General features: G+C 60.4%; 18 protein-coding genes. 16 read left to right on the top strand and 2 right to left on the bottom strand.

The window, feature by feature from the left end:
• Positions 1 to 174: 174 nt before the first annotated feature.
• A complete protein-coding gene (rne, locus tag AB4N53_RS12150; RefSeq protein ID WP_460120741.1) occupies positions 175 to 3,450 on the bottom strand; it encodes a ribonuclease E in 3,276 nt (1,091 codons plus the stop codon).
• 699 nt (positions 3,451 to 4,149) lie between these two features.
• Between rne and rluC the strand changes: the two genes are divergently transcribed.
• The 3 genes from rluC to sppA are packed head-to-tail and all read left to right on the top strand — an operon-like array spanning position 4,150 to position 6,772.
• Positions 4,150 to 5,109: a 23S rRNA pseudouridine(955/2504/2580) synthase RluC gene (gene rluC, locus AB4N53_RS12145; RefSeq protein WP_415761807.1), complete on the top strand. Its 960-nt coding sequence runs from the start codon at positions 4,150 to 4,152 to the stop codon at positions 5,107 to 5,109.
• Positions 5,096 to 5,758, top strand: a complete 663-nt coding sequence (locus AB4N53_RS12140) for an HAD-IA family hydrolase (RefSeq protein WP_217862820.1) — start codon at positions 5,096 to 5,098, stop codon at positions 5,756 to 5,758. The genes rluC and AB4N53_RS12140 overlap by 14 nt, the downstream gene beginning before the upstream one ends.
• A gap of 24 nt (positions 5,759 to 5,782) precedes the next feature.
• The gene (sppA, locus tag AB4N53_RS12135) at positions 5,783 to 6,772 is read left to right on the top strand and encodes a signal peptide peptidase SppA (RefSeq protein ID WP_076563808.1); all 990 of its coding nucleotides are present in this window, start codon (positions 5,783 to 5,785) and stop codon (positions 6,770 to 6,772) included.
• An 85-nt stretch (positions 6,773 to 6,857) separates the two neighbouring features.
• Here the strand turns inward: sppA and AB4N53_RS12130 are convergent, their stop codons facing one another.
• On the bottom strand, positions 6,858 to 7,436 hold the full coding sequence (locus AB4N53_RS12130) for a Maf family protein (protein WP_460120738.1): 579 nt from the start codon (positions 7,434 to 7,436) through the stop codon (positions 6,858 to 6,860).
• A 105-nt stretch (positions 7,437 to 7,541) separates the two neighbouring features.
• Here AB4N53_RS12130 and AB4N53_RS12125 point away from each other — a divergent pair, with 105 nt between their 5' ends.
• The 13 genes from AB4N53_RS12125 to AB4N53_RS12065 all read left to right on the top strand — a co-directional run bounded on the left by AB4N53_RS12125 (position 7,542) and on the right by AB4N53_RS12065 (position 17,710).
• A complete protein-coding gene (locus tag AB4N53_RS12125) occupies positions 7,542 to 8,069 on the top strand; it encodes a YceD family protein (protein ID WP_003204262.1) in 528 nt (175 codons plus the stop codon).
• Positions 8,070 to 8,082: 13 nt separating this feature from the next.
• Positions 8,083 to 8,265, top strand: coding sequence for a 50S ribosomal protein L32 (gene rpmF / locus AB4N53_RS12120; RefSeq protein WP_003179396.1), 183 nt, complete (start codon positions 8,083 to 8,085; stop codon positions 8,263 to 8,265).
• Between the two features lie 4 nt (positions 8,266 to 8,269).
• Positions 8,270 to 9,280, top strand: a complete 1,011-nt coding sequence (gene plsX, locus AB4N53_RS12115; RefSeq protein ID WP_081932528.1) for a phosphate acyltransferase PlsX — start codon at positions 8,270 to 8,272, stop codon at positions 9,278 to 9,280.
• Between the two features lie 123 nt (positions 9,281 to 9,403).
• A complete protein-coding gene (fabD, locus tag AB4N53_RS12110; protein WP_460120736.1) occupies positions 9,404 to 10,342 on the top strand; it encodes an ACP S-malonyltransferase in 939 nt (312 codons plus the stop codon).
• A gap of 16 nt (positions 10,343 to 10,358) precedes the next feature.
• The gene (fabG, locus tag AB4N53_RS12105; protein ID WP_460120734.1) at positions 10,359 to 11,102 is read left to right on the top strand and encodes a 3-oxoacyl-ACP reductase FabG; all 744 of its coding nucleotides are present in this window, start codon (positions 10,359 to 10,361) and stop codon (positions 11,100 to 11,102) included.
• 196 nt (positions 11,103 to 11,298) lie between these two features.
• A complete protein-coding gene (gene acpP / locus AB4N53_RS12100) occupies positions 11,299 to 11,535 on the top strand; it encodes an acyl carrier protein (protein ID WP_003175607.1) in 237 nt (78 codons plus the stop codon).
• Between the two features lie 108 nt (positions 11,536 to 11,643).
• Positions 11,644 to 12,888, top strand: coding sequence for a beta-ketoacyl-ACP synthase II (gene fabF, locus AB4N53_RS12095; RefSeq protein ID WP_038860467.1), 1,245 nt, complete (start codon positions 11,644 to 11,646; stop codon positions 12,886 to 12,888).
• Entirely contained in the window at positions 12,888 to 13,703 is an 816-nt protein-coding gene (gene pabC, locus AB4N53_RS12090) for an aminodeoxychorismate lyase (RefSeq protein ID WP_460120732.1), read from the top strand. The genes fabF and pabC overlap by 1 nt, the downstream gene beginning before the upstream one ends.
• Positions 13,704 to 13,706: 3 nt before the next feature.
• Positions 13,707 to 14,876, top strand: a complete 1,170-nt coding sequence (gene mltG / locus AB4N53_RS12085) for an endolytic transglycosylase MltG (protein ID WP_460120730.1) — start codon at positions 13,707 to 13,709, stop codon at positions 14,874 to 14,876.
• Between the two features lie 19 nt (positions 14,877 to 14,895).
• On the top strand, positions 14,896 to 15,528 hold the full coding sequence (tmk, locus tag AB4N53_RS12080) for a dTMP kinase (protein ID WP_460120728.1): 633 nt from the start codon (positions 14,896 to 14,898) through the stop codon (positions 15,526 to 15,528).
• Positions 15,521 to 16,504 carry a DNA polymerase III subunit delta' gene (locus tag AB4N53_RS12075; protein WP_460120726.1) on the top strand — a complete coding sequence of 328 codons (984 nt, stop codon included), beginning with the start codon at positions 15,521 to 15,523 and terminating at the stop codon, positions 16,502 to 16,504. Before tmk ends, AB4N53_RS12075 begins: the two co-directional genes overlap by 8 nt.
• 42 nt (positions 16,505 to 16,546) lie before the next feature.
• Positions 16,547 to 16,903 (top strand): PilZ domain-containing protein, encoded by a 357-nt coding sequence (locus tag AB4N53_RS12070; protein WP_016770983.1) that lies wholly within the window; start codon positions 16,547 to 16,549, stop codon positions 16,901 to 16,903.
• Between the two features lie 15 nt (positions 16,904 to 16,918).
• Positions 16,919 to 17,710, top strand: a complete 792-nt coding sequence (locus AB4N53_RS12065; protein ID WP_460120724.1) for a TatD family hydrolase — start codon at positions 16,919 to 16,921, stop codon at positions 17,708 to 17,710.
• The last annotated feature ends 20 nt before the right edge of the window (positions 17,711 to 17,730 follow it).

Here is a 17,730-nt window from a genome sequence, read left to right as displayed (position 1 = left end):
TGTGGGAGCGAGCCTGCTCGCGAATGCGCTGGTTCAGTTACATGAATATTGTCTGCCCCAGCGCTTTCGCGAGCAGGCTCGCTCCCACAAAGATTCCGGATGATGCTGGAATTTCAGGCATAAAAAAGCCCCGCCAGGCTTTCACCAGGCGGGGCTTTTTAATGGCTTCAGGAATTACACGAGTGGTTTAGGCTCGTGTTCTTTTTCCTGAGCTTCTTCACGCTGCTCTACCGCGTCCTGAACGGAGCGTGGTGCTTCAGCGATCACCGCTTCAACCGATGCTTCTTCAGCGACCGGGGCAGGGGCTGCCTCGACCACTTCAGCCGCAGGGGCTGGTTCGGCAGCCACAGGGGCCGCAGCGGCAGCCAGTTCGGCTTCCTTCTGCAGACGCTCGGCTTCACGCTTGCGACGACGCACTTCACGCGGGTCGTTTGGCGCGCGGCCGTTTGGCGTCAGGGCGCTGACCGGAGCCGGTGCTTCAACCACAGGGGCTGGCGCTTCGACTGCGGCTGGCGCTTCATCAACCTGAGCTTCGGCAACCGGAGCTTCAACCACTGGTGTCGGCGCCGGCTCTGCTGCTGCAACTACTGGCTCGGAAACCATGGCTTGCGGCACTTCGGCTTCAGCGACTGGCGCTGGAGCTTCGGTCACAGCCGGCTCGGCAACCCAGTTGAACGCAGTCTGCTCTTCGCGAACTTCACGTACGGTTTTGGTCACGTTTTCGCTGACGGTTTCGGTCGCTGGTTCGGATGCAGCAGCTGGCGCTTCCACGACAGCTTCTGGTTCGGCAGCCACTTCAACCTGAGGCTGAGCTTCGCGGACCGGGGCGACTTCGATTTCCGGTGCAGCAGTCACTTCCACAGGAGTGGAGGCTTCGACAACCGGCGCTTCGACTGGAGCAGTTTCCAGTGTGGTAGCGGTGGCGCGTTCAGCCTGCTCGTGGGCTTGGGCTTCTGCCGGAGCGCTGATGGTGCTGCTGGCAACGGCGGCGGTGACCGCCAGGCCAGCGGCCAGATCGGCAGTGCTTGGCTCGCCAGCGTTTTCAGCGGACTCGGATTCTTCCGAACCTTCGATCACGTTGCCGTTGGCATCACGCTGACGCTCGCGACGGTTGCTGCGACGACGCTGACCACGGGAGCGACGACGTGGACGATCGCCTTCGGCGTTGTCCTGACCGTCTTCCGGCAGTTGCTCTTCGTTGTTGCTGTTCACTTCTTCTTCAGCAACGGCAGCAGCGGCCTGCTCGGCACGTGGTTGACGCTCTTCACGCGGCGGACGCGGAGCGCGTTCTTCGCGTGGCTGACGGGCCGGACGCTCTTCAGCGGTCACGGCTGCAGTGGCTGCAGCGGCTGCGACTGGCGCGGCGTCCAGTGGCTCGCGCAGTTCACGCACGCGCTCTTCACGCTCGCCGCGCGGCTTGCGATCTTCACGCGGTGCGCGCGGTGCACGTTCTTCACGCGGGGCGCGTGGTGCGCGCTCTTCGCGGGCTACCGGCGCTTCGCTGCGAGTTTCACGCGGCTCACGGGCTTCACGTGGCTGACGCTCTTCGCGCGGCTCGCGTGGGGCGCGTTCTTCTCGTGGCGCACGCTCTTCGCGCGGCTTGCGTTCTTCATCGCGGCGACCGTTACGGTTGCGGCTCTGCTGACGACCGTTGCGGCGCTCTTCGTTGCGGGCAGGACGCTCGGTGGCAGCCGGTTTCGCAACAGCGACCGGTGCGGCTGGCTCTTCCTTGGTGGCGAACAGGCTGACCAGCGACTTCACCAGCCCCTTGAACAGGCTTGGCTCAGGTGCGGCAACCGGTGCCGGAGCAGGCGCGGCAGGTGCAACTTCGGTCGGCACCGGTGCGTTGGCACGGGCGGGCGCAGTTTTCACTGCAGCTTCCTGGCGAACCAGAGTGCGGGTCGCAGCAGCTGGCTGGACTTCTTCGACTTCGGCAGCGGCGGCAGCGATTTCGTAGCTGGACTGGTTGGTCGCAGCTTCCGGGCTGTCGTCACGCAGACGCTGAACTTCGAAGTGCGGCGTTTCGAGGTGATCGTTCGGCAGAATGACGATACGGGCACGGGTGCGCAGTTCGATCTTGGTGATCGAGTTGCGTTTTTCGTTGAGCAGGAACGCAGCGACCGGGATCGGCACTTGCGCGCGAACTTCGGCGGTACGGTCTTTCAGGGCTTCTTCTTCGATCAGGCGCAGGATGGCCAGCGACAGCGATTCGACGTCACGGATAATGCCGGTGCCGTTGCAACGCGGGCAGACGATGCCGCTGCTTTCGCCCAGCGATGGACGCAGGCGCTGACGGGACATTTCCAGCAGGCCGAAACGCGAGATGCGACCGATCTGCACGCGGGCGCGGTCAGCTTCCAGGCATTCGCGGACTTTTTCTTCCACGGCGCGCTGGTTCTTGGCCGGAGTCATGTCGATGAAGTCGATGACGATCAGGCCGCCGATGTCGCGCAGGCGCAACTGACGGGCGATTTCTTCGGCGGCTTCAAGGTTGGTCTGCAGGGCGGTTTCTTCGATGTCGCTGCCTTTGGTGGCGCGCGCCGAGTTGATGTCGATGGACACCAGGGCTTCGGTCGGATCGATGACGATGGAGCCGCCGGAAGGCAGTTCGACGACGCGCTGGAATGCGGTCTCGATCTGGCTTTCGATCTGGAAACGGTTGAACAGCGGCACGCTGTCTTCGTACAGCTTGATCTTGCTGGCGTACTGCGGCATCACCTGGCGAATGAAGGTCAGGGCTTCGTCCTGGGCTTCAACGCTGTCGATCAGCACTTCGCCGATGTCCTGGCGCAGGTAATCGCGGATGGCGCGGATGATCACGTTGCTTTCCTGGTAGATCAGGAAAGGCGCGGAGCGATCCAGCGAGGCTTCTTTGATGGCGGTCCACAGTTGCAGCAGGTAGTCGAGGTCCCACTGCATTTCTTCGCTGCTGCGGCCCAGGCCAGCAGTGCGCACGATCAGGCCCATGTCGGCCGGAGCGACCAGACCGTTCAGCGCTTCACGCAGTTCGTTGCGCTCTTCGCCTTCGATGCGACGGGAGATGCCGCCGGCACGCGGGTTGTTCGGCATCAGTACCAGGTAACGACCGGCCAGGCTGATGAAGGTGGTCAGGGCGGCGCCCTTGTTGCCACGTTCTTCTTTTTCGACCTGAACGATGACTTCCTGGCCTTCGCTCAGGACGTCCTTGATGTTGACGCGGCCTTCGGGGGCTTTCTTGAAGTATTCGCGGGAGATTTCTTTGAGGGGCAGGAAGCCGTGGCGCTCGGAGCCGAAATCGACAAAGGCAGCCTCAAGGCTTGGTTCGATGCGAGTGATACGGCCTTTATAGATGTTGGCCTTCTTCTGCTCGCGTGCACCGGATTCGATATCCAGGTCGTAGAGGCGCTGGCCGTCTACCAGTGCAACACGCAACTCTTCGGGTTGAGTTGCGTTAATCAGCATTCTTTTCATGTAGTACCGTCGGTTTCCGGGCTGCCGGAAACGGCGTTCGGCACACACGACTTCTCACGGTCGGTGTCAGGTGCGTCGGGAGTGGTTGGCCATTCCCGTGTCCAGCGATGTGCGGCCAATTGGGCCGATACCGCGACGTACGCGTCCTGCTTGCTGTGGCTACTTAAGCACTCAGTCAGGAGGAGGAATCAACCAGCGGCTGTGGACGAGATGAAGCGTCTTGATCAAAGCTTGTTGCTACACAGTCCGGCGGTTGTGCATCTCCACCCTACACGTATCCCTGATAATTCGGGTGCTGCCGCGCGCAGAATCCGCAGCGGGTTGGCATTTACCGTGAGCTCCGAAAGGGGAGGTCACGCATCATGGCTAATTCAGGCGATGTTTCCGAAGCAATCGCTCGGGGTCATTCGCAGTCGACTGCACTTTGTGAACTGGCCTTGAATGTTGCCTGCCGGGCGAGTGATAACTCTGCTCGGCGGTGTAATTCAGGCCTCATGTCACCTGCGCTCGTTACAACCACAAACTCCACCGTTACGTAGCGAATGCCCCGTAGGACGGCCTCGCGCCCTGGTGAATTGCGTTGGTCAGGGCCGGTCGTTGACCGTGGTTCCGCTGTCCAGGCCGCTTTTGGCGGCGTTCGCGACTATAGCAGCAATGATTAAGTGCTTCAATTCCATAAAAATTGTTATCATCTGCGGCATGACAACTACTGCCCCTTCGACTCCAGGCGTTCAACTGCTTGAAGTCTCGCCGGAGTATGCCGGCCAACGAATCGACAACTTTCTCCTCGCCCGGCTCAAAGGCGTGCCCAAGACCTTGATTTACCGCATTTTGCGCAAAGGCGAAGTGCGCGTGAACAAAGGTCGGATCAAGCCCGAATACAAGCTGCAGGCCGGCGACATCGTGCGCGTGCCGCCGGTTCGCGTGCCTGAGCGCGACGAACCGGTGCCGCTGGCCCAGGGGCTGTTGCAGCGCCTGGAGGCCTCGATCGTCTTCGAAGACAAGGCCCTGATCGTGATCAATAAGCCCGCCGGCATTGCGGTTCATGGCGGTAGCGGGCTGAATTTCGGCGTGATCGAAGCCTTTCGTCAGTTGCGTCCCGATGCCAAGGAGCTGGAGCTGGTTCACCGTCTCGACCGCGACACCTCCGGTCTGCTGATGATCGCCAAGAAGCGCAGCATGTTGCGCCACCTGCACGAGCAACTGCGCGGCGATGGCGTCGACAAGCGCTACATGGCGCTGGTCCGGGGCAATTGGGCAACCTCGATCAAGCAGGTTCGTGCACCGTTGCTCAAGAGCAATCTGCGTTCCGGCGAGCGCATGGTCGAAGTCAATGACGAGGGCAAAGAAGCCCTGACGATGTTCAAGGTGCTGCGCCGCTTCGGTGATTTTGCCACCATGGTCGAAGCTAAACCGGTTACCGGCCGTACCCACCAGATTCGCGTGCACACCTTGCATGCTGGCCATTGCATTGCGGGTGACAGCAAGTATGGCGACGAGGATTTCACCAAGGAAATCCGCGATCTGGGCGGTAAGCGTCTGTTCCTGCACGCTTACATGCTGACGGTGCCGCTGCCCGACGGCGGCAAGCTGAATTTGCAAGCGCCCGTGGACGAAATGTGGGCCAAAACCGTGGAGCGATTGAGTGCGCCCATCTGATTACAAACTGCTGATTTTCGACTGGGACGGCACCCTCGCCGATTCCATCCATCGGATCGTCGAGGCCATGCATTCGGCGTCCGGACGTTCCGGCTTCGAGCTGCGCGATGACTTCGCCGTCAAAGGCATCATCGGTCTCGGCTTGCCGGAAGCGATTCGCACCCTGTATCCCGAAATCAGCGACGCAGAAATGCTCGCGTTTCGCGAGTACTACGCCGATCACTACATCGCTGCCGAAGCCGTGCCTTCGCCGCTGTTCGAAGGCGTGGTCGAGTCGATGGCATCGTTTCGCGAGCAGGGTTATCACCTGGCGGTTGCGACGGGCAAAAACCGTCGCGGGCTGGATCGCGTGCTCAAGGCCAATGGCTGGGAAGATTATTTCGATATCACCCGCGCCGCCGATGAAACTGCCAGCAAGCCACACCCTCTGATGCTTGAGCAGATCGTCAGTCACTGCGGCGTACGTCCGCAGCAGGCGTTGATGGTCGGTGATTCGTCGTTTGATCTGCTGATGGCACGCAACGCGGGGATGGATTCGGTGGCGGTCAGTTATGGCGCGCAATCGATCGAGTCCCTGCAGCAGTTCGAGCCACGCCTATCGATCGACCGTTTTTCTGAATTGCACGCCTGGCTGGGTCAGCGGGCTTAATACGTTTTTGCTGGGGTAGATGGCATGACCGACGAATGGAAAGCACCGGCCAAGGCAAGTGCCGACGACGGTGACGCGAAAAGCTGGAAGCTGTTGGAAAAGACTTTGCTGGCCGGTGTGCAGGAACAACGCCGTTCGCGGCGCTGGGGGATTTTCTTCAAGCTGCTGACGTTTGTTTATCTTTTTGTTGCGCTGCTGCTGTTCACGCCGCTGATGGACATGGAAAAAAGCGCCACTCGCGGCCCGAACTACACGGCGTTGATCGAGATCGACGGCGTGATCGCCGACAAGGAACCGGCCAGCGCCGACAATATCGTTGGCAGCCTGCGTGCGGCATTCGAAGACAAAAAGGTCAAGGGCGTAGTCCTGCGCATCAACAGTCCGGGCGGCAGTCCGGTGCAGTCCGGTTATGTCTATGACGAGATCAAGCGTCTGCGAGCTTTGCACCCGGAGATCAAGCTCTACGCAGTGATTTCCGATCTTGGTGCTTCGGGCGCCTATTACATCGCCAGCGCGGCGGATCAGATCTACGCCGACAAGGCCAGTCTGGTCGGCTCGATCGGCGTGACGGCGGCGGGTTACGGTTTCGTCGGCACCATGGAGAAACTCGGCGTTGAGCGTCGCACCTACACCTCGGGCGAGCACAAGGCGTTTCTTGATCCGTTCCAGCCGCAAAAGCCTGAAGAAACCGCATTCTGGCAAAGCGTGCTCGACACCACGCACAAGCAGTTCATCAACAGCGTCAAGCAGGGCCGTGGCGATCGTCTGAAGGACAAGGAGCATCCGGAGCTGTTTTCCGGACTGGTCTGGTCGGGTGAGCAGGCGCTGCCGCTGGGCCTGATCGATGGCTTGGGCAGTGCCAGTTCGGTGGCGCGTGATGTGATTGGCGAGAAGGAACTGGTGGACTTCACCGTGCAGGAATCGCCGTTCGATCGCTTCTCGAAAAAGCTCGGTGCCAGCGTGGCTGAGCAGTTGGCGATGTGGATGGGTTTCCACGGGCCTTCGTTGCGGTAAATTGTTTCAAGGGCAGAAGATCGCAGTTTGCCGCAGCTCTTGCACAATCGGTGTGGGAGCTGCCAAAGGCTGCGATCTTTTGCTTTTAAGGGATTTGCACGCCTTCGACCAGCAACATATCGATCAGGCGAATCAGCGGCAGGCCGATCAGGCTGGTGGCGTCCGGGCCTTCGGTCGATTGAAACAGGCTCACACCCAATCCTTCGGCCTTGAAGCTGCCGGCGCAGTCGTACGGCTGCTCGATGCGCAGATAGCGCTCGATGCGCGCCTGATCCAGTTGGCGCATGTGCACGGTGAAGGGCACGCAGTCGACCTGGCATTGGCCGGTCTGGCTATTGAGCAGCGCCAGGCCGGTCAGGAAGGTCACGCTCGCGCCGCTGGCCGCCATCAATTGCTCGCGGGCATTTTCGAAGGTGTGCGGTTTGCCGATGATCTGTTCGCCGAGGACGGCAACCTGGTCAGAACCAATGATCAGGTGAGCAGGGTGGCTGTCCGCCAGGGCTCGGGCCTTTTCTTCAGCGAGGCGTTTGACCAACTCGATTGCGGACTCGCCTGGGCGGTGACTTTCGTCGATGTCCGGCGAGCTGCAGACGAACGGCAAGTGCAGGCGGGCGAGCAATTCGCGGCGATAAGTCGAGCTTGAAGCGAGTAATAAAGGCAGCATGGACGTCTCCTGAGGCAAGTGCGGATTCTAGCGGAGGCGCGCAAGTGACGGACAGGGCACAATTTCCTTTGACATGGGTGGGTGCATCCCTATAATGCTGCGCCTATGTTGAATGACCCGATTCCACCTCACGTTGACCCGCGCAAATTGGCTGACCGTGGCACCACCCTTCAAGGTGAACTGCTGCTGGCCGATTTGAAGAGACTCTGCGACCCGCTTTCCGACGATGTCGGTACGGTGCAGGCCAAATTCGTTTTTGAACGAGATGAACGTAAGTCTGTGGTGATCCACAGCTTTATCGACACCGAAGTCAAAATGGTTTGCCAGCGTTGTCTTGAGCTGGTCACCCTGCCGATCCACAGCGAATGCAGTTACGCGGTGGTGAAGGAGGGTGCGAATACCCAGTCGTTGCCGAAAGGTTATGACGTGCTGGAACTGGGCGAAGATCCATTGGATCTGCAGTCACTGATCGAGGAGGAGCTTCTGCTCGCCTTGCCCATTGTGCCTGCTCATCATCCGGAAGAATGCCAGCAGCCGGCGGGAGCAGATGAGCCCGAACCGAGCGAGGACGAGGTAACGCGGTCCAACCCGTTCAGTGTATTGGCGCAGTTAAAGCGTGACCCAAACGTTTAGGAGTTAATCAATTATGGCTGTTCAGCAGAACAAAAAATCCCGCTCTGCCCGTGACATGCGCCGTTCGCACGACGCTCTCGAGGCTAGCACCCTGTCTGTAGAAAAAACCACTGGTGAAGTTCACCTGCGTCACCACGTATCGCCAGAAGGCGTATACCGTGGCCGTAAAGTGATCGACAAGGGCGCTGACGAGTAATCACTTGTCTGCTCAAGTCATCGCGATTGACGCAATGGGCGGGGACTTCGGTCCCCGCAGCATTGTTCAGGCCAGTCTTGCTTGCCTGTCTGCTACACCCTCGCTGCATCTGACCCTCGTCGGTCAACCCTCCCTTCTTGAAGAACTGATCCACGGCCAGTCGGCTGCCGATCGCGCGCGCCTGACAATTGTTGCGGCCAGCGAAGTCATCACCATGGACGAAAAACCCGCCCAGGCCTTGCGTGGCAAGCCGGATTCGTCGATGCGTGTCGCCCTGGAACTCCTGCGCGATGGCAAGGTGCAGGCCTGTGTCAGTGCCGGCAATACCGGTGCGTTGATGGCCTTGTCGCGATTCGTGCTCAAGACGCTGCCCGGTATTGATCGTCCGGCCATGGTCGCGGCCATTCCGACGCAGACCGGTTATTGCCAGTTGCTCGATCTTGGCGCCAACGTCGATTGCAGCGCCGAGCATCTGTTGCAGTTTGCTGTGATGGGTTCGGTGGCCGCGCAGACCTTGGGTATTGCCCGTCCGCGTGTGGCGCTGCTGAACATCGGCACCGAAGACATCAAGGGCAATCAGCAGGTCAAACTGGCCGCAACGCTGTTGCAGGCTGCGCGCGGGATCAACTACATCGGTTTTATCGAAGGCGACGGCTTGTATCGCGGTGAGGCCGACGTGGTGGTGTGTGACGGCTTCGTCGGCAATATCCTGCTCAAGTCCAGCGAAGGTCTGGCGACGATGATTGCGGCGCGCATCGAGGCGTTGTTCAAGAAAAACTTCGCTTCGCGTGCTGTCGGCGCTCTCGCGCTGCCGTTGATGAAGCGTCTGCAGGCCGACCTGGCCCCGGCGCGACATAATGGCGCAAGCTTTCTCGGTTTGCAGGGCATCGTCGTGAAAAGCCACGGATCGGCCGGCGTGCAGGGCTTTCAGAGTGCGATTCAGCGGGCGCTGATCGAGATTCAGGAGAACCTGCCCGAGCGTCTCCACGGTCGTCTGGAGGAACTGTTGTCTTAGGCGTTTTCGTCGGACAATGCTTAAATGTGACCGCCCGGTTCAAAGGGCCATCCAAACTGTCAGTTTCTGGCGTCCCCAACGGGGCGTTATTTTCCGACGACAAGATCATTAGGGGCTTGTTACATGTCTGCTTCCCTCGCATTCGTCTTTCCAGGACAGGGTTCGCAGTCCCTCGGCATGCTGGCCGAGCTGGGCGCGCAACATCCGCTGATCCTCGAAACCTTTCAAGAAGCCTCTGCTGCGCTGGGCTACGACCTGTGGGCACTGACCCAGCAGGGCCCGGAAGAGCTGCTCAATCAAACCGACAAAACCCAACCGGCCATTCTGACCGCATCGATCGCCCTGTGGCGTCTGTGGCTGGCCGAAGGCGGCGCGCGTCCAGCGTTTGTCGCCGGCCATAGCCTGGGTGAATACAGCGCGCTGGTCGCTGCCGGCAGCCTGACACTGGCTGACGCGGTCAAGCTCGTTGAGCGCCGTGGTCAGTTGATGCAGGAAGCGGTGCCGGCCGGGCAGGGCGGCATGGCCGCGATCCTCGGCCTGGAAGATGCCGACGTGCTGGCTGCCTGCGCCGAAGCGGCGCAGGGCGAAGTCGTCAGCGCAGTGAATTTCAACTCGCCGGGCCAAGTAGTGATCGCCGGTGCCAAGGCGGCTGTCGAGCGCGCCATCGAAGGCTGCAAGGCCCGTGGTGCCAAACGCGCCATGCCGTTGCCGGTGAGCGTGCCGTCGCACTGCGAGCTGATGCGTCCGGCTGCCGAGCGCTTCGCCGAATCCATCGCCGCCATCGACTGGCAGGCGCCGCAGATCCCGGTAGTGCAGAACGTCAGCGCTCAAGTGCCGGTCGATCTGGAAACCCTCAAGCGTGATCTGCTCGAACAGCTCTACAAGCCAGTGCGCTGGGTTGAATCGGTGCAGACTTTGGCCGCCAAGGGCGCGACCAATCTGGTCGAATGCGGCCCGGGCAAAGTCCTCGCTGGTCTGAACAAGCGTTGCGCCGAAGGCGTTTCGACTTCCAATCTCAATACCCCAGACGCCTTCGCTGCCGCTCGCGCAGCGCAGGCCTGAATCAGGAGAAACTTGCATGAGTCTGCAAGGTAAAGTTGCACTGGTCACCGGTGCAAGCCGCGGTATCGGCCAGGCCATCGCGCTGGAATTGGGTCGTCAAGGCGCCATCGTTGTCGGCACCGCGACCTCCGCGTCGGGCGCCGAGCGCATTGCCGCGACCCTGAAGGAAAACGGTATCCAGGGTGCCGGTTTCGAACTCAATGTCACCAGCGACGAATCGGTCAGCGCGGTACTGGCGGGCATTCAGGAGCAGTTCGGTGCGCCGGTGGCGATTCTGGTCAATAATGCCGGTATCACCCGCGATAACCTGATGATGCGCATGAAAGACGACGAGTGGTACGACGTGATCGATACCAACCTGAACAGTCTGTATCGCCTGTCCAAGGGCGTTTTGCGTGGCATGACCAAAGCGCGTTGGGGTCGGATTATCAGTATTGGTTCGGTGGTGGGTGCCATGGGCAACGCCGGCCAAGTAAACTATGCAGCCGCCAAGGCCGGTCTGGAAGGTTTCAGTCGGGCGATGGCGCGTGAAGTCGGTTCGCGTTCGATTACGGTCAACTCGGTAACCCCAGGGTTCATCGACACCGATATGACCCGCGAACTGCCTGAAGCACAGCGTGAAGCCTTGCAGACGCAGATTCCGGTGGGTCGTCTGGGGCAAGCTCAAGAGATCGCGTCCGTGGTCGCTTTTCTTGCATCCGACGGTGCGGCATACGTTACCGGGGCTACAATCCCGGTGAACGGTGGGATGTACATGTAAGTAAAATGTGACGGATTGCTTCAAAAAAATGTCATACGAGCTGTCTAAAATCCGTTATAAAGCTGCAATCTATTTATAGGCAGAGGGTCGCAGGGTTTGAGGAGTGAAGCTTTCAGTTGAAAAACTGAAAAGGCTTTCTATACACTTACCCACTGGCCAGCTGCCTGAATTTGTCCATTAGGAGTGAAAACAAGGTATGAGCACCATCGAAGAGCGCGTCAAGAAAATCGTTGCCGAGCAACTGGGTGTTAAAGAAGAAGAAGTGGTCAACACCGCTTCCTTCGTAGAAGACCTGGGTGCCGACTCCCTTGACACCGTTGAGCTGGTGATGGCTCTGGAAGAGGAATTCGAGACCGAAATCCCTGACGAAGAAGCTGAAAAGATCACTACTGTACAAGCTGCAATCGACTACGTTACCAGCCACCAGGCGTAATAGTTTGTAATCGTTGCTTGCTGTCATGGAAAAACCGCACTGCCATCATGGCGTGCGGTTTTTTCTTTAGGCCTGATGCAAAGTCGTCATTTGAAAAAGGAGAGTGCTGTGTCGCGTAGACGCGTCGTAGTCACCGGTATGGGTATGTTGTCGCCACTGGGCACGGATGTGCCGAGCAGTTGGCAGGGCATTCTGGCTGGCCGCAGTGGCATTGGTCTGATCGAACACACCGACCTTTCTGCCTATTCGACCCGCTTTGGCGGTTCGGTCAAAGGCTTCAATGTCGAGGAATACCTGTCGGTCAAGGAAGCGCGCAAGCTCGACCTGTTCATTCAGTACGGCCTCGCCGCAGGCTTTCAAGCCGTGCGCAACGCCGGTCTGGAAGTCACCGATGCCAACCGTGAGCGCATTGGCGTGGCCATGGGTTCGGGGATTGGCGGTCTGACCAACATCGAAGAGACCAGCCGCACCCTGCACGAGACCGGTCCGCGACGGATCTCTCCGTTCTTTGTGCCTGGCTCGATCATCAATATGATTTCCGGCTTCCTGTCGATCCATCTGGGCGCACAGGGACCCAACTACGCCATCGCCACCGCATGCACCACCGGCACGCACTGCATCGGCATGGCGGCGCGCAACATCATGTACGACGAAGCCGACGTGATGATTGCCGGCGGTGCAGAAATGGCCGCCTGCGGCCTGGGCATGGGCGGCTTCGGGGCGTCCCGTGCGCTGTCGACGCGCAACGACGAGCCGACCCGCGCCAGCCGTCCGTGGGACAAGGGTCGTGATGGCTTCGTTCTGTCCGACGGTGCTGGAGCTCTGGTTCTCGAAGAGCTCGAACACGCCAAGGCCCGTGGTGCAACGATCTACGCCGAACTGATCGGTTTCGGCACCAGTGGCGATGCATTCCACATGACCTCGCCACCCGCCGACGGCGCCGGTGCCGCGCGCTGCATCACCAATGCCTTGCGCGACGCGAAGATCAATGTCGATCAAGTGCAGTACATCAACGCCCACGGCACTTCGACCCCGGCCGGCGACCTTGCCGAAGCCAATGCGATCAAGTCGGTGTTCGGCGATCACGCCTACAAGCTGGCGGTCAGCTCGACCAAGTCGATGACCGGCCACCTGTTGGGAGCAGCGGGCGCAGTCGAGGCGATCTTCAGCGTGCTGGCGATCAACAGCCAAGTGGCGCCGCCGACCATCAACCTCGATGAGCCGGATGAAGGCTGCGATCTCGATTTCGTTGCGCACACTGCGCGCAACATGGACATCGATGTCGTGCTGTCCAACTCCTTCGGTTTTGGCGGCACCAACGGTACGCTGGCGTTCCGCCGGTTCGCCGGCTGATGGACAGCTGGGTCGACGGTCAACCGGCTGACGCGCTGTCGCTGAAAGATCGCGGCCTGGCTTACGGCGATGGTCTGTTCGAGACCATTGCTGTGCACAATGGTCAGCCGATCCTGCTGGATCGGCATCTGGCGCGTCTGGCTGATGGCTGCGCGCGTCTGGCCATCGCGACCGATCTCGAGCTGATTCGCCGTGAGCTGCTCAGCTACGCGGCAGCGATGGAGGAGGGCGTACTCAAGCTCATCCTCACTCGCGGCGATGGCTTGCGCGGTTATGCGCCCGACCCTGCGGCGCAGGGCCGACGCATTCTGCAAGGCAGCCCGCCGGCGGCTTATCCTGCTGCTCACGCCGAGCATGGCATCCGCCTGTTTCCCTGCACCACCCGCTTGTCCACGCAACCTCTGCTGGCCGGGCTCAAACATCTGAATCGACTGGAACAGGTGCTCGCCCGCGCCGAATGGCAGGACAGCGAGCATGCCGAAGGCTTGATGCTCGATCAGGCCGGGCGCGTCGTCGAAGGCGTGTTCAGCAATATTTTCCTGGTGCGTGACGGCGGGCTGATGACGCCTGACTTGAAGCGCTGCGGCGTTGCCGGGGTGATGCGCGCGGAAATATTGTTTCAGGCCGAGTCACTGGCCATCCCCACCCAAATTGCCGATATCAGCCTCGAACAGCTGCAATGGGCTGATGAAGTGTTTGTCTGCAACAGCGTTTATGGCGTCTGGCCGGTACGCGCCTGTGCTGCACTGAGCTGGCCGGTTGGCCCGCTCACCCGTAAACTGCAAACCATTGCCCGCGCGCTACTGGATGCTTGATTCGTGAGACGTAAACTTTTGCTGCTGCTGGAAACCGGACTGGTTCTGGCAGGGCTGCTGTTGGGCGCCAGCGCCTGGAAAATTCATTCGGCGCTGGAACAGCCCCTGAACATCCCGCAGGAACAACTGCTGGATGTACCGAAAGGCTCTACACCGACCCGTACCTTCCTTGAACTCGAAACCGATGGCGTCATCAAGGACGCGTTCTGGCTGCGCGTCTACTGGCGCTTCAATCTTGCCGGCACACCGATTCACAGCGGCGAGTACCGCATGCAGCCGGGCATGACCGTCAACGGTCTGATTGATTCGTGGAAGCGTGGCGACGTGGTTCAGTACAGCCTGACCCTGGTCGAAGGCTGGACTTTCCATCAAGTGCGTGCCGCTTTGGCCAAGGATGAAAAGCTGGAGCAGACCCTCAATGGTCTGAGCGACAGCGACGTCATGGCGAAGATTGGCCACAAGGGCTTGTTCCCCGAAGGCCGGTTTTTCCCGGACACCTATCGTTTCGTACGCGGCATGTCCGATGCCGAGCTGTTGAAGAAAGCCTTTGATCGTCTCGATGAGGTGCTCGCCAAAGAGTGGGCGCAGCGTTCTGCCGATGTGCCTTACAGCGAACCTTATCAAGCGCTGATCATGGCCTCGCTGGTCGAGAAAGAGACCGGCGTTCCGCAGGAGCGCGGGCAGATTGCCGGTGTGTTCGTACGGCGCATGGCGCTGGGCATGCAGTTGCAGACCGATCCGACGGTGATTTATGGCCTCGGCGACCGCTACACGGGCAAACTGACCCGCGCCCACCTGAAAGAACCGACGCCCTATAACACTTACGTTATTCCCGGTTTGCCACCTACCCCGATTGCGATGGTCGGGCGCGAAGCGATTCATGCTGCGCTCAACCCGGTGGAAGGCAGCAGCCTGTATTTCGTTGCCCGTGGCGATGGCAGCCATGTGTTCTCCGATGATCTGGATGCGCACAACAACGCGGTGCGCGAATACCAGCTCAAGCGCCGTGCCGATTACCGTTCCAGCCCGGCACCAGTAACCGCGCCGGCCACCGATGAGGCGATTCCGGCGGCCTCGCCGAACACCGCGCCCGAGGCGCTGCCACAAGTGCCGCCGCAAGAACCTGCGCCAGCCCCGGAACCGGACGCCGCTGCACCACAGAACGCGCAATGACTTTGATGAAGGACTGCCTGTGACTGGCTTGTTTATTACCCTGGAAGGCCCGGAAGGCGCGGGCAAGAGCACCAACCGCGAATACCTCGCCGAGCGCCTGCGCGCCGCCGGTATCGAAGTGCTGCTGACCCGTGAGCCTGGCGGTACGCCACTGGCCGAGCGGATTCGTGACGTGTTGCTGACCCCGGCCGACGAAGTGATGCACCCGGACGCCGAGCTGCTGCTGGTGTTCGCCGCACGCGCCCAGCATCTGGCAGAGGTGATTCGCCCGGCCCTGGCCCGTGGCGCTGTGGTGCTGTGTGACCGTTTCACCGACTCGACATACGCCTATCAGGGCGGCGGTCGTGGCTTGTCGCTGGAGCGCATCGCCGCCCTGGAAACGTTCGTGCAGGGCGACTTGCGGCCCGATCTGACACTGATTTTCGATCTGCCCGTAGAGATCGGTCTGGCCCGCGCCAGTGCCCGTGGTCGACTGGACCGTTTCGAACTCGAAGGCCAGGCGTTTTTCGAGAACGTGCGCAATGCGTTCCTGAAGCGCGCTGAAGCCGACCCGGCGCGCTACGTGCGCATTGATGCCGGTCAATCATTGGTCAAGGTTCAGCAGTCGCTGGATACCTTGTTGCCCAACCTGCTGGAGCTGGCCCGTGGCTGAGGCCTATCCATGGCAGGACAGCCTGTGGCAGCAACTGGCCGGACGCAGTCAGCATGCCCATGCGTATCTGCTGCACGGTCCGGCCGGCATCGGCAAACGTGCGCTTGCCGAGCGCTTGATGGCCAGCCTGCTGTGTCAGCGCCCCACGCCTGAGGCGTGCGGCGAGTGCAAATCCTGTCTGCTGCTCAAGGCCGGCAGTCATCCGGACAATTACATTCTCGAGCCGGAAGAGGCGGACAAGGCGATCAAGGTCGATCAGGTTCGTGATCTGGTCAGTTTCGTCGTGCAGACCGCGCAGCTTGGCGGGCGCAAAGTGGTGTTGATCGAGCCGGTCGAGTCGATGAATATCAATGCTGCCAACGCCTTGCTCAAAAGTCTTGAAGAGCCGTCCGGCGACACGGTTCTGCTGTTGGTCAGTCATCAGCCGAGCCGTTTGTTGCCAACCATCAAGAGCCGCTGCGTACAGCAGGCCTGCCCGCTGCCGGGCGAGGCGATGAGTCTGCAATGGCTGGCCCAGGCGCTGCCGGATTGCGCGGAAGAAGAGCGCGTCGAACTGCTGACGCTGGCCGCCGGTTCGCCGCTGATGGCGGTCAGCTTGCAATCGCAAGGTGTGCGTGAACAGCGTGCAAAAGTGGTCGAAGGCGTAAAAAAGTTGCTCAAGGGCCAGCAATCGCCGACGCAATTGGCCGAAGAGTGGAAAAGCATTCCGATGCTGCGCCTGTTCGACTGGTTCTGCGACTGGTCGAGCCTGATCCTGCGTTATCAACTGACTCAGGACGAAGCCGGCCTCGGCCTGGCCGATATGCGCAAGGTCGTGCAGTACCTGGCGCAGAAAAGCGCGCAGGGCAAAGTGCTGGATATTCAGGACTGGATTCTCGCCCAACGGCAGAAAGTGTTGAGCAAGGCCAACCTCAATCCGGCCTTGCTGCTGGAAGCATTGTTGGTGCAATGGGTGGGATTGCCTGGTCAAAGATAAGAATGTGTACCTAGACTCTGAAGATCAGCAGTGGAGGTGAACATGATTGAGCCTGTCAGCCCGGGGCCGCGTAACGGCATCTTGTCCCTGACCATCAAGGACAAGTCGGTGCTTTACGCCGCCTACATGCCGTTCATCAAGAATGGTGGTCTGTTCATCCCGACCAACAAAAGCTACCGGTTGGGCGACGAGGTGTTCATGCTTTTGCACCTGATGGATGAAGCGGAAAAAATTCCCGTCGCCGGCAAAGTTGCCTGGATCACTCCCAAAGGCGCACAAGGCAATCGCGCCGCCGGTGTCGGTGTGCAATTCAACGACGGCGACGACACTGCGCGCAGTCGCATAGAAACTCATCTGGCCGGAGCGCTGAAATCCGACCGTCCCACTCATACGATGTAAGTTGCAGTCCTTTTTATGCTCGTAGATTCCCATTGTCACCTTGATCGTCTCGACCTCGCCGCCCATGACGGCTCGCTGGATGCCGCACTCGTTGCGGCTCGCGAGCGCGGGGTCGGACACTTTCTGTGCATCGGCGTCAGTGCCGACAACGCCGCCGACGTCAAAGCCCTCGCCGAGCGGTATGCCGACGTTGATTGCTCGGTCGGCGTGCATCCGCTGGATGTGCAGCCGGGCGCGGCACCGGCGCTGGATTGGCTGCTGCACGAACTCAATCACCCGAAAGTGGTGGCGATCGGCGAAACCGGCCTCGATTATCACTACGAGCCGGAAGCCGCCGAGTTGCAGCAGGAATCGTTTCGCCTGCACCTGCAAGCGGCGCAGCAGACCGGCAAACCGGTAATCATCCACACTCGCGGCGCCCGTGCCGACACCCTTGAACTGTTGCGCGAAGCGGCTCTGCCTCAGGCCGGCGTGTTGCATTGCTTCACCGAAGACTGGGACATGGCCAAAGCGGCGCTGGACATGGGGTATTACATCTCCCTGTCGGGCATCGTCACGTTCCGCAATGCCGACGCCCTGCGTGATGTGGCGAGCAAAGTGCCGGCCGATCGCCTGCTGGTGGAAACCGACTCGCCGTACCTGGCGCCGATCCCGTATCGCGGCAAGCCGAACCTGCCGCAGTACGTGCGCGAAGTGGCGGAGTTTCTGGCGATGCTGCGTGGTGAGAACTACGAGCGCTTTGCCGAGCAGACCACGGAAAACTTCAAGCGCTTGTTCCCGCTGGCGAGTGTTAAATCTGCCCTGTAACGGCTGGCCAAATCGCAGGC

Source organism: Pseudomonas sp. H3_E04, from assembly GCF_054668915.1.
This window is presented reverse-complemented; position numbering and strand designations above follow the sequence as displayed.

Excerpts from the sequence above, each read along its gene's own strand:
- rne (WP_460120741.1), bottom strand. The coding sequence starts at position 3,450 with ATGAAAAGAATGCTGATTAACGCAACTCAACCCGAAGAGTTGCGTGTT.
- rluC (WP_415761807.1), top strand. The coding sequence starts at position 4,150 with ATGACAACTACTGCCCCTTCGACTCCAGGCGTTCAACTGCTTGAAGTC.
- sppA (WP_076563808.1), top strand. The coding sequence starts at position 5,783 with ATGACCGACGAATGGAAAGCACCGGCCAAGGCAAGTGCCGACGACGGT.
- AB4N53_RS12130 (WP_460120738.1), bottom strand. The coding sequence starts at position 7,436 with ATGCTGCCTTTATTACTCGCTTCAAGCTCGACTTATCGCCGCGAATTG.
- AB4N53_RS12125 (WP_003204262.1), top strand. The coding sequence starts at position 7,542 with ATGTTGAATGACCCGATTCCACCTCACGTTGACCCGCGCAAATTGGCT.
- rpmF (WP_003179396.1), top strand. The coding sequence starts at position 8,083 with ATGGCTGTTCAGCAGAACAAAAAATCCCGCTCTGCCCGTGACATGCGC.
- fabD (WP_460120736.1), top strand. The coding sequence starts at position 9,404 with ATGTCTGCTTCCCTCGCATTCGTCTTTCCAGGACAGGGTTCGCAGTCC.
- fabG (WP_460120734.1), top strand. The coding sequence starts at position 10,359 with ATGAGTCTGCAAGGTAAAGTTGCACTGGTCACCGGTGCAAGCCGCGGT.
- acpP (WP_003175607.1), top strand. The coding sequence starts at position 11,299 with ATGAGCACCATCGAAGAGCGCGTCAAGAAAATCGTTGCCGAGCAACTG.
- pabC (WP_460120732.1), top strand. The coding sequence starts at position 12,888 with ATGGACAGCTGGGTCGACGGTCAACCGGCTGACGCGCTGTCGCTGAAA.
- AB4N53_RS12070 (WP_016770983.1), top strand. The coding sequence starts at position 16,547 with ATGATTGAGCCTGTCAGCCCGGGGCCGCGTAACGGCATCTTGTCCCTG.
- AB4N53_RS12065 (WP_460120724.1), top strand. The coding sequence starts at position 16,919 with ATGCTCGTAGATTCCCATTGTCACCTTGATCGTCTCGACCTCGCCGCC.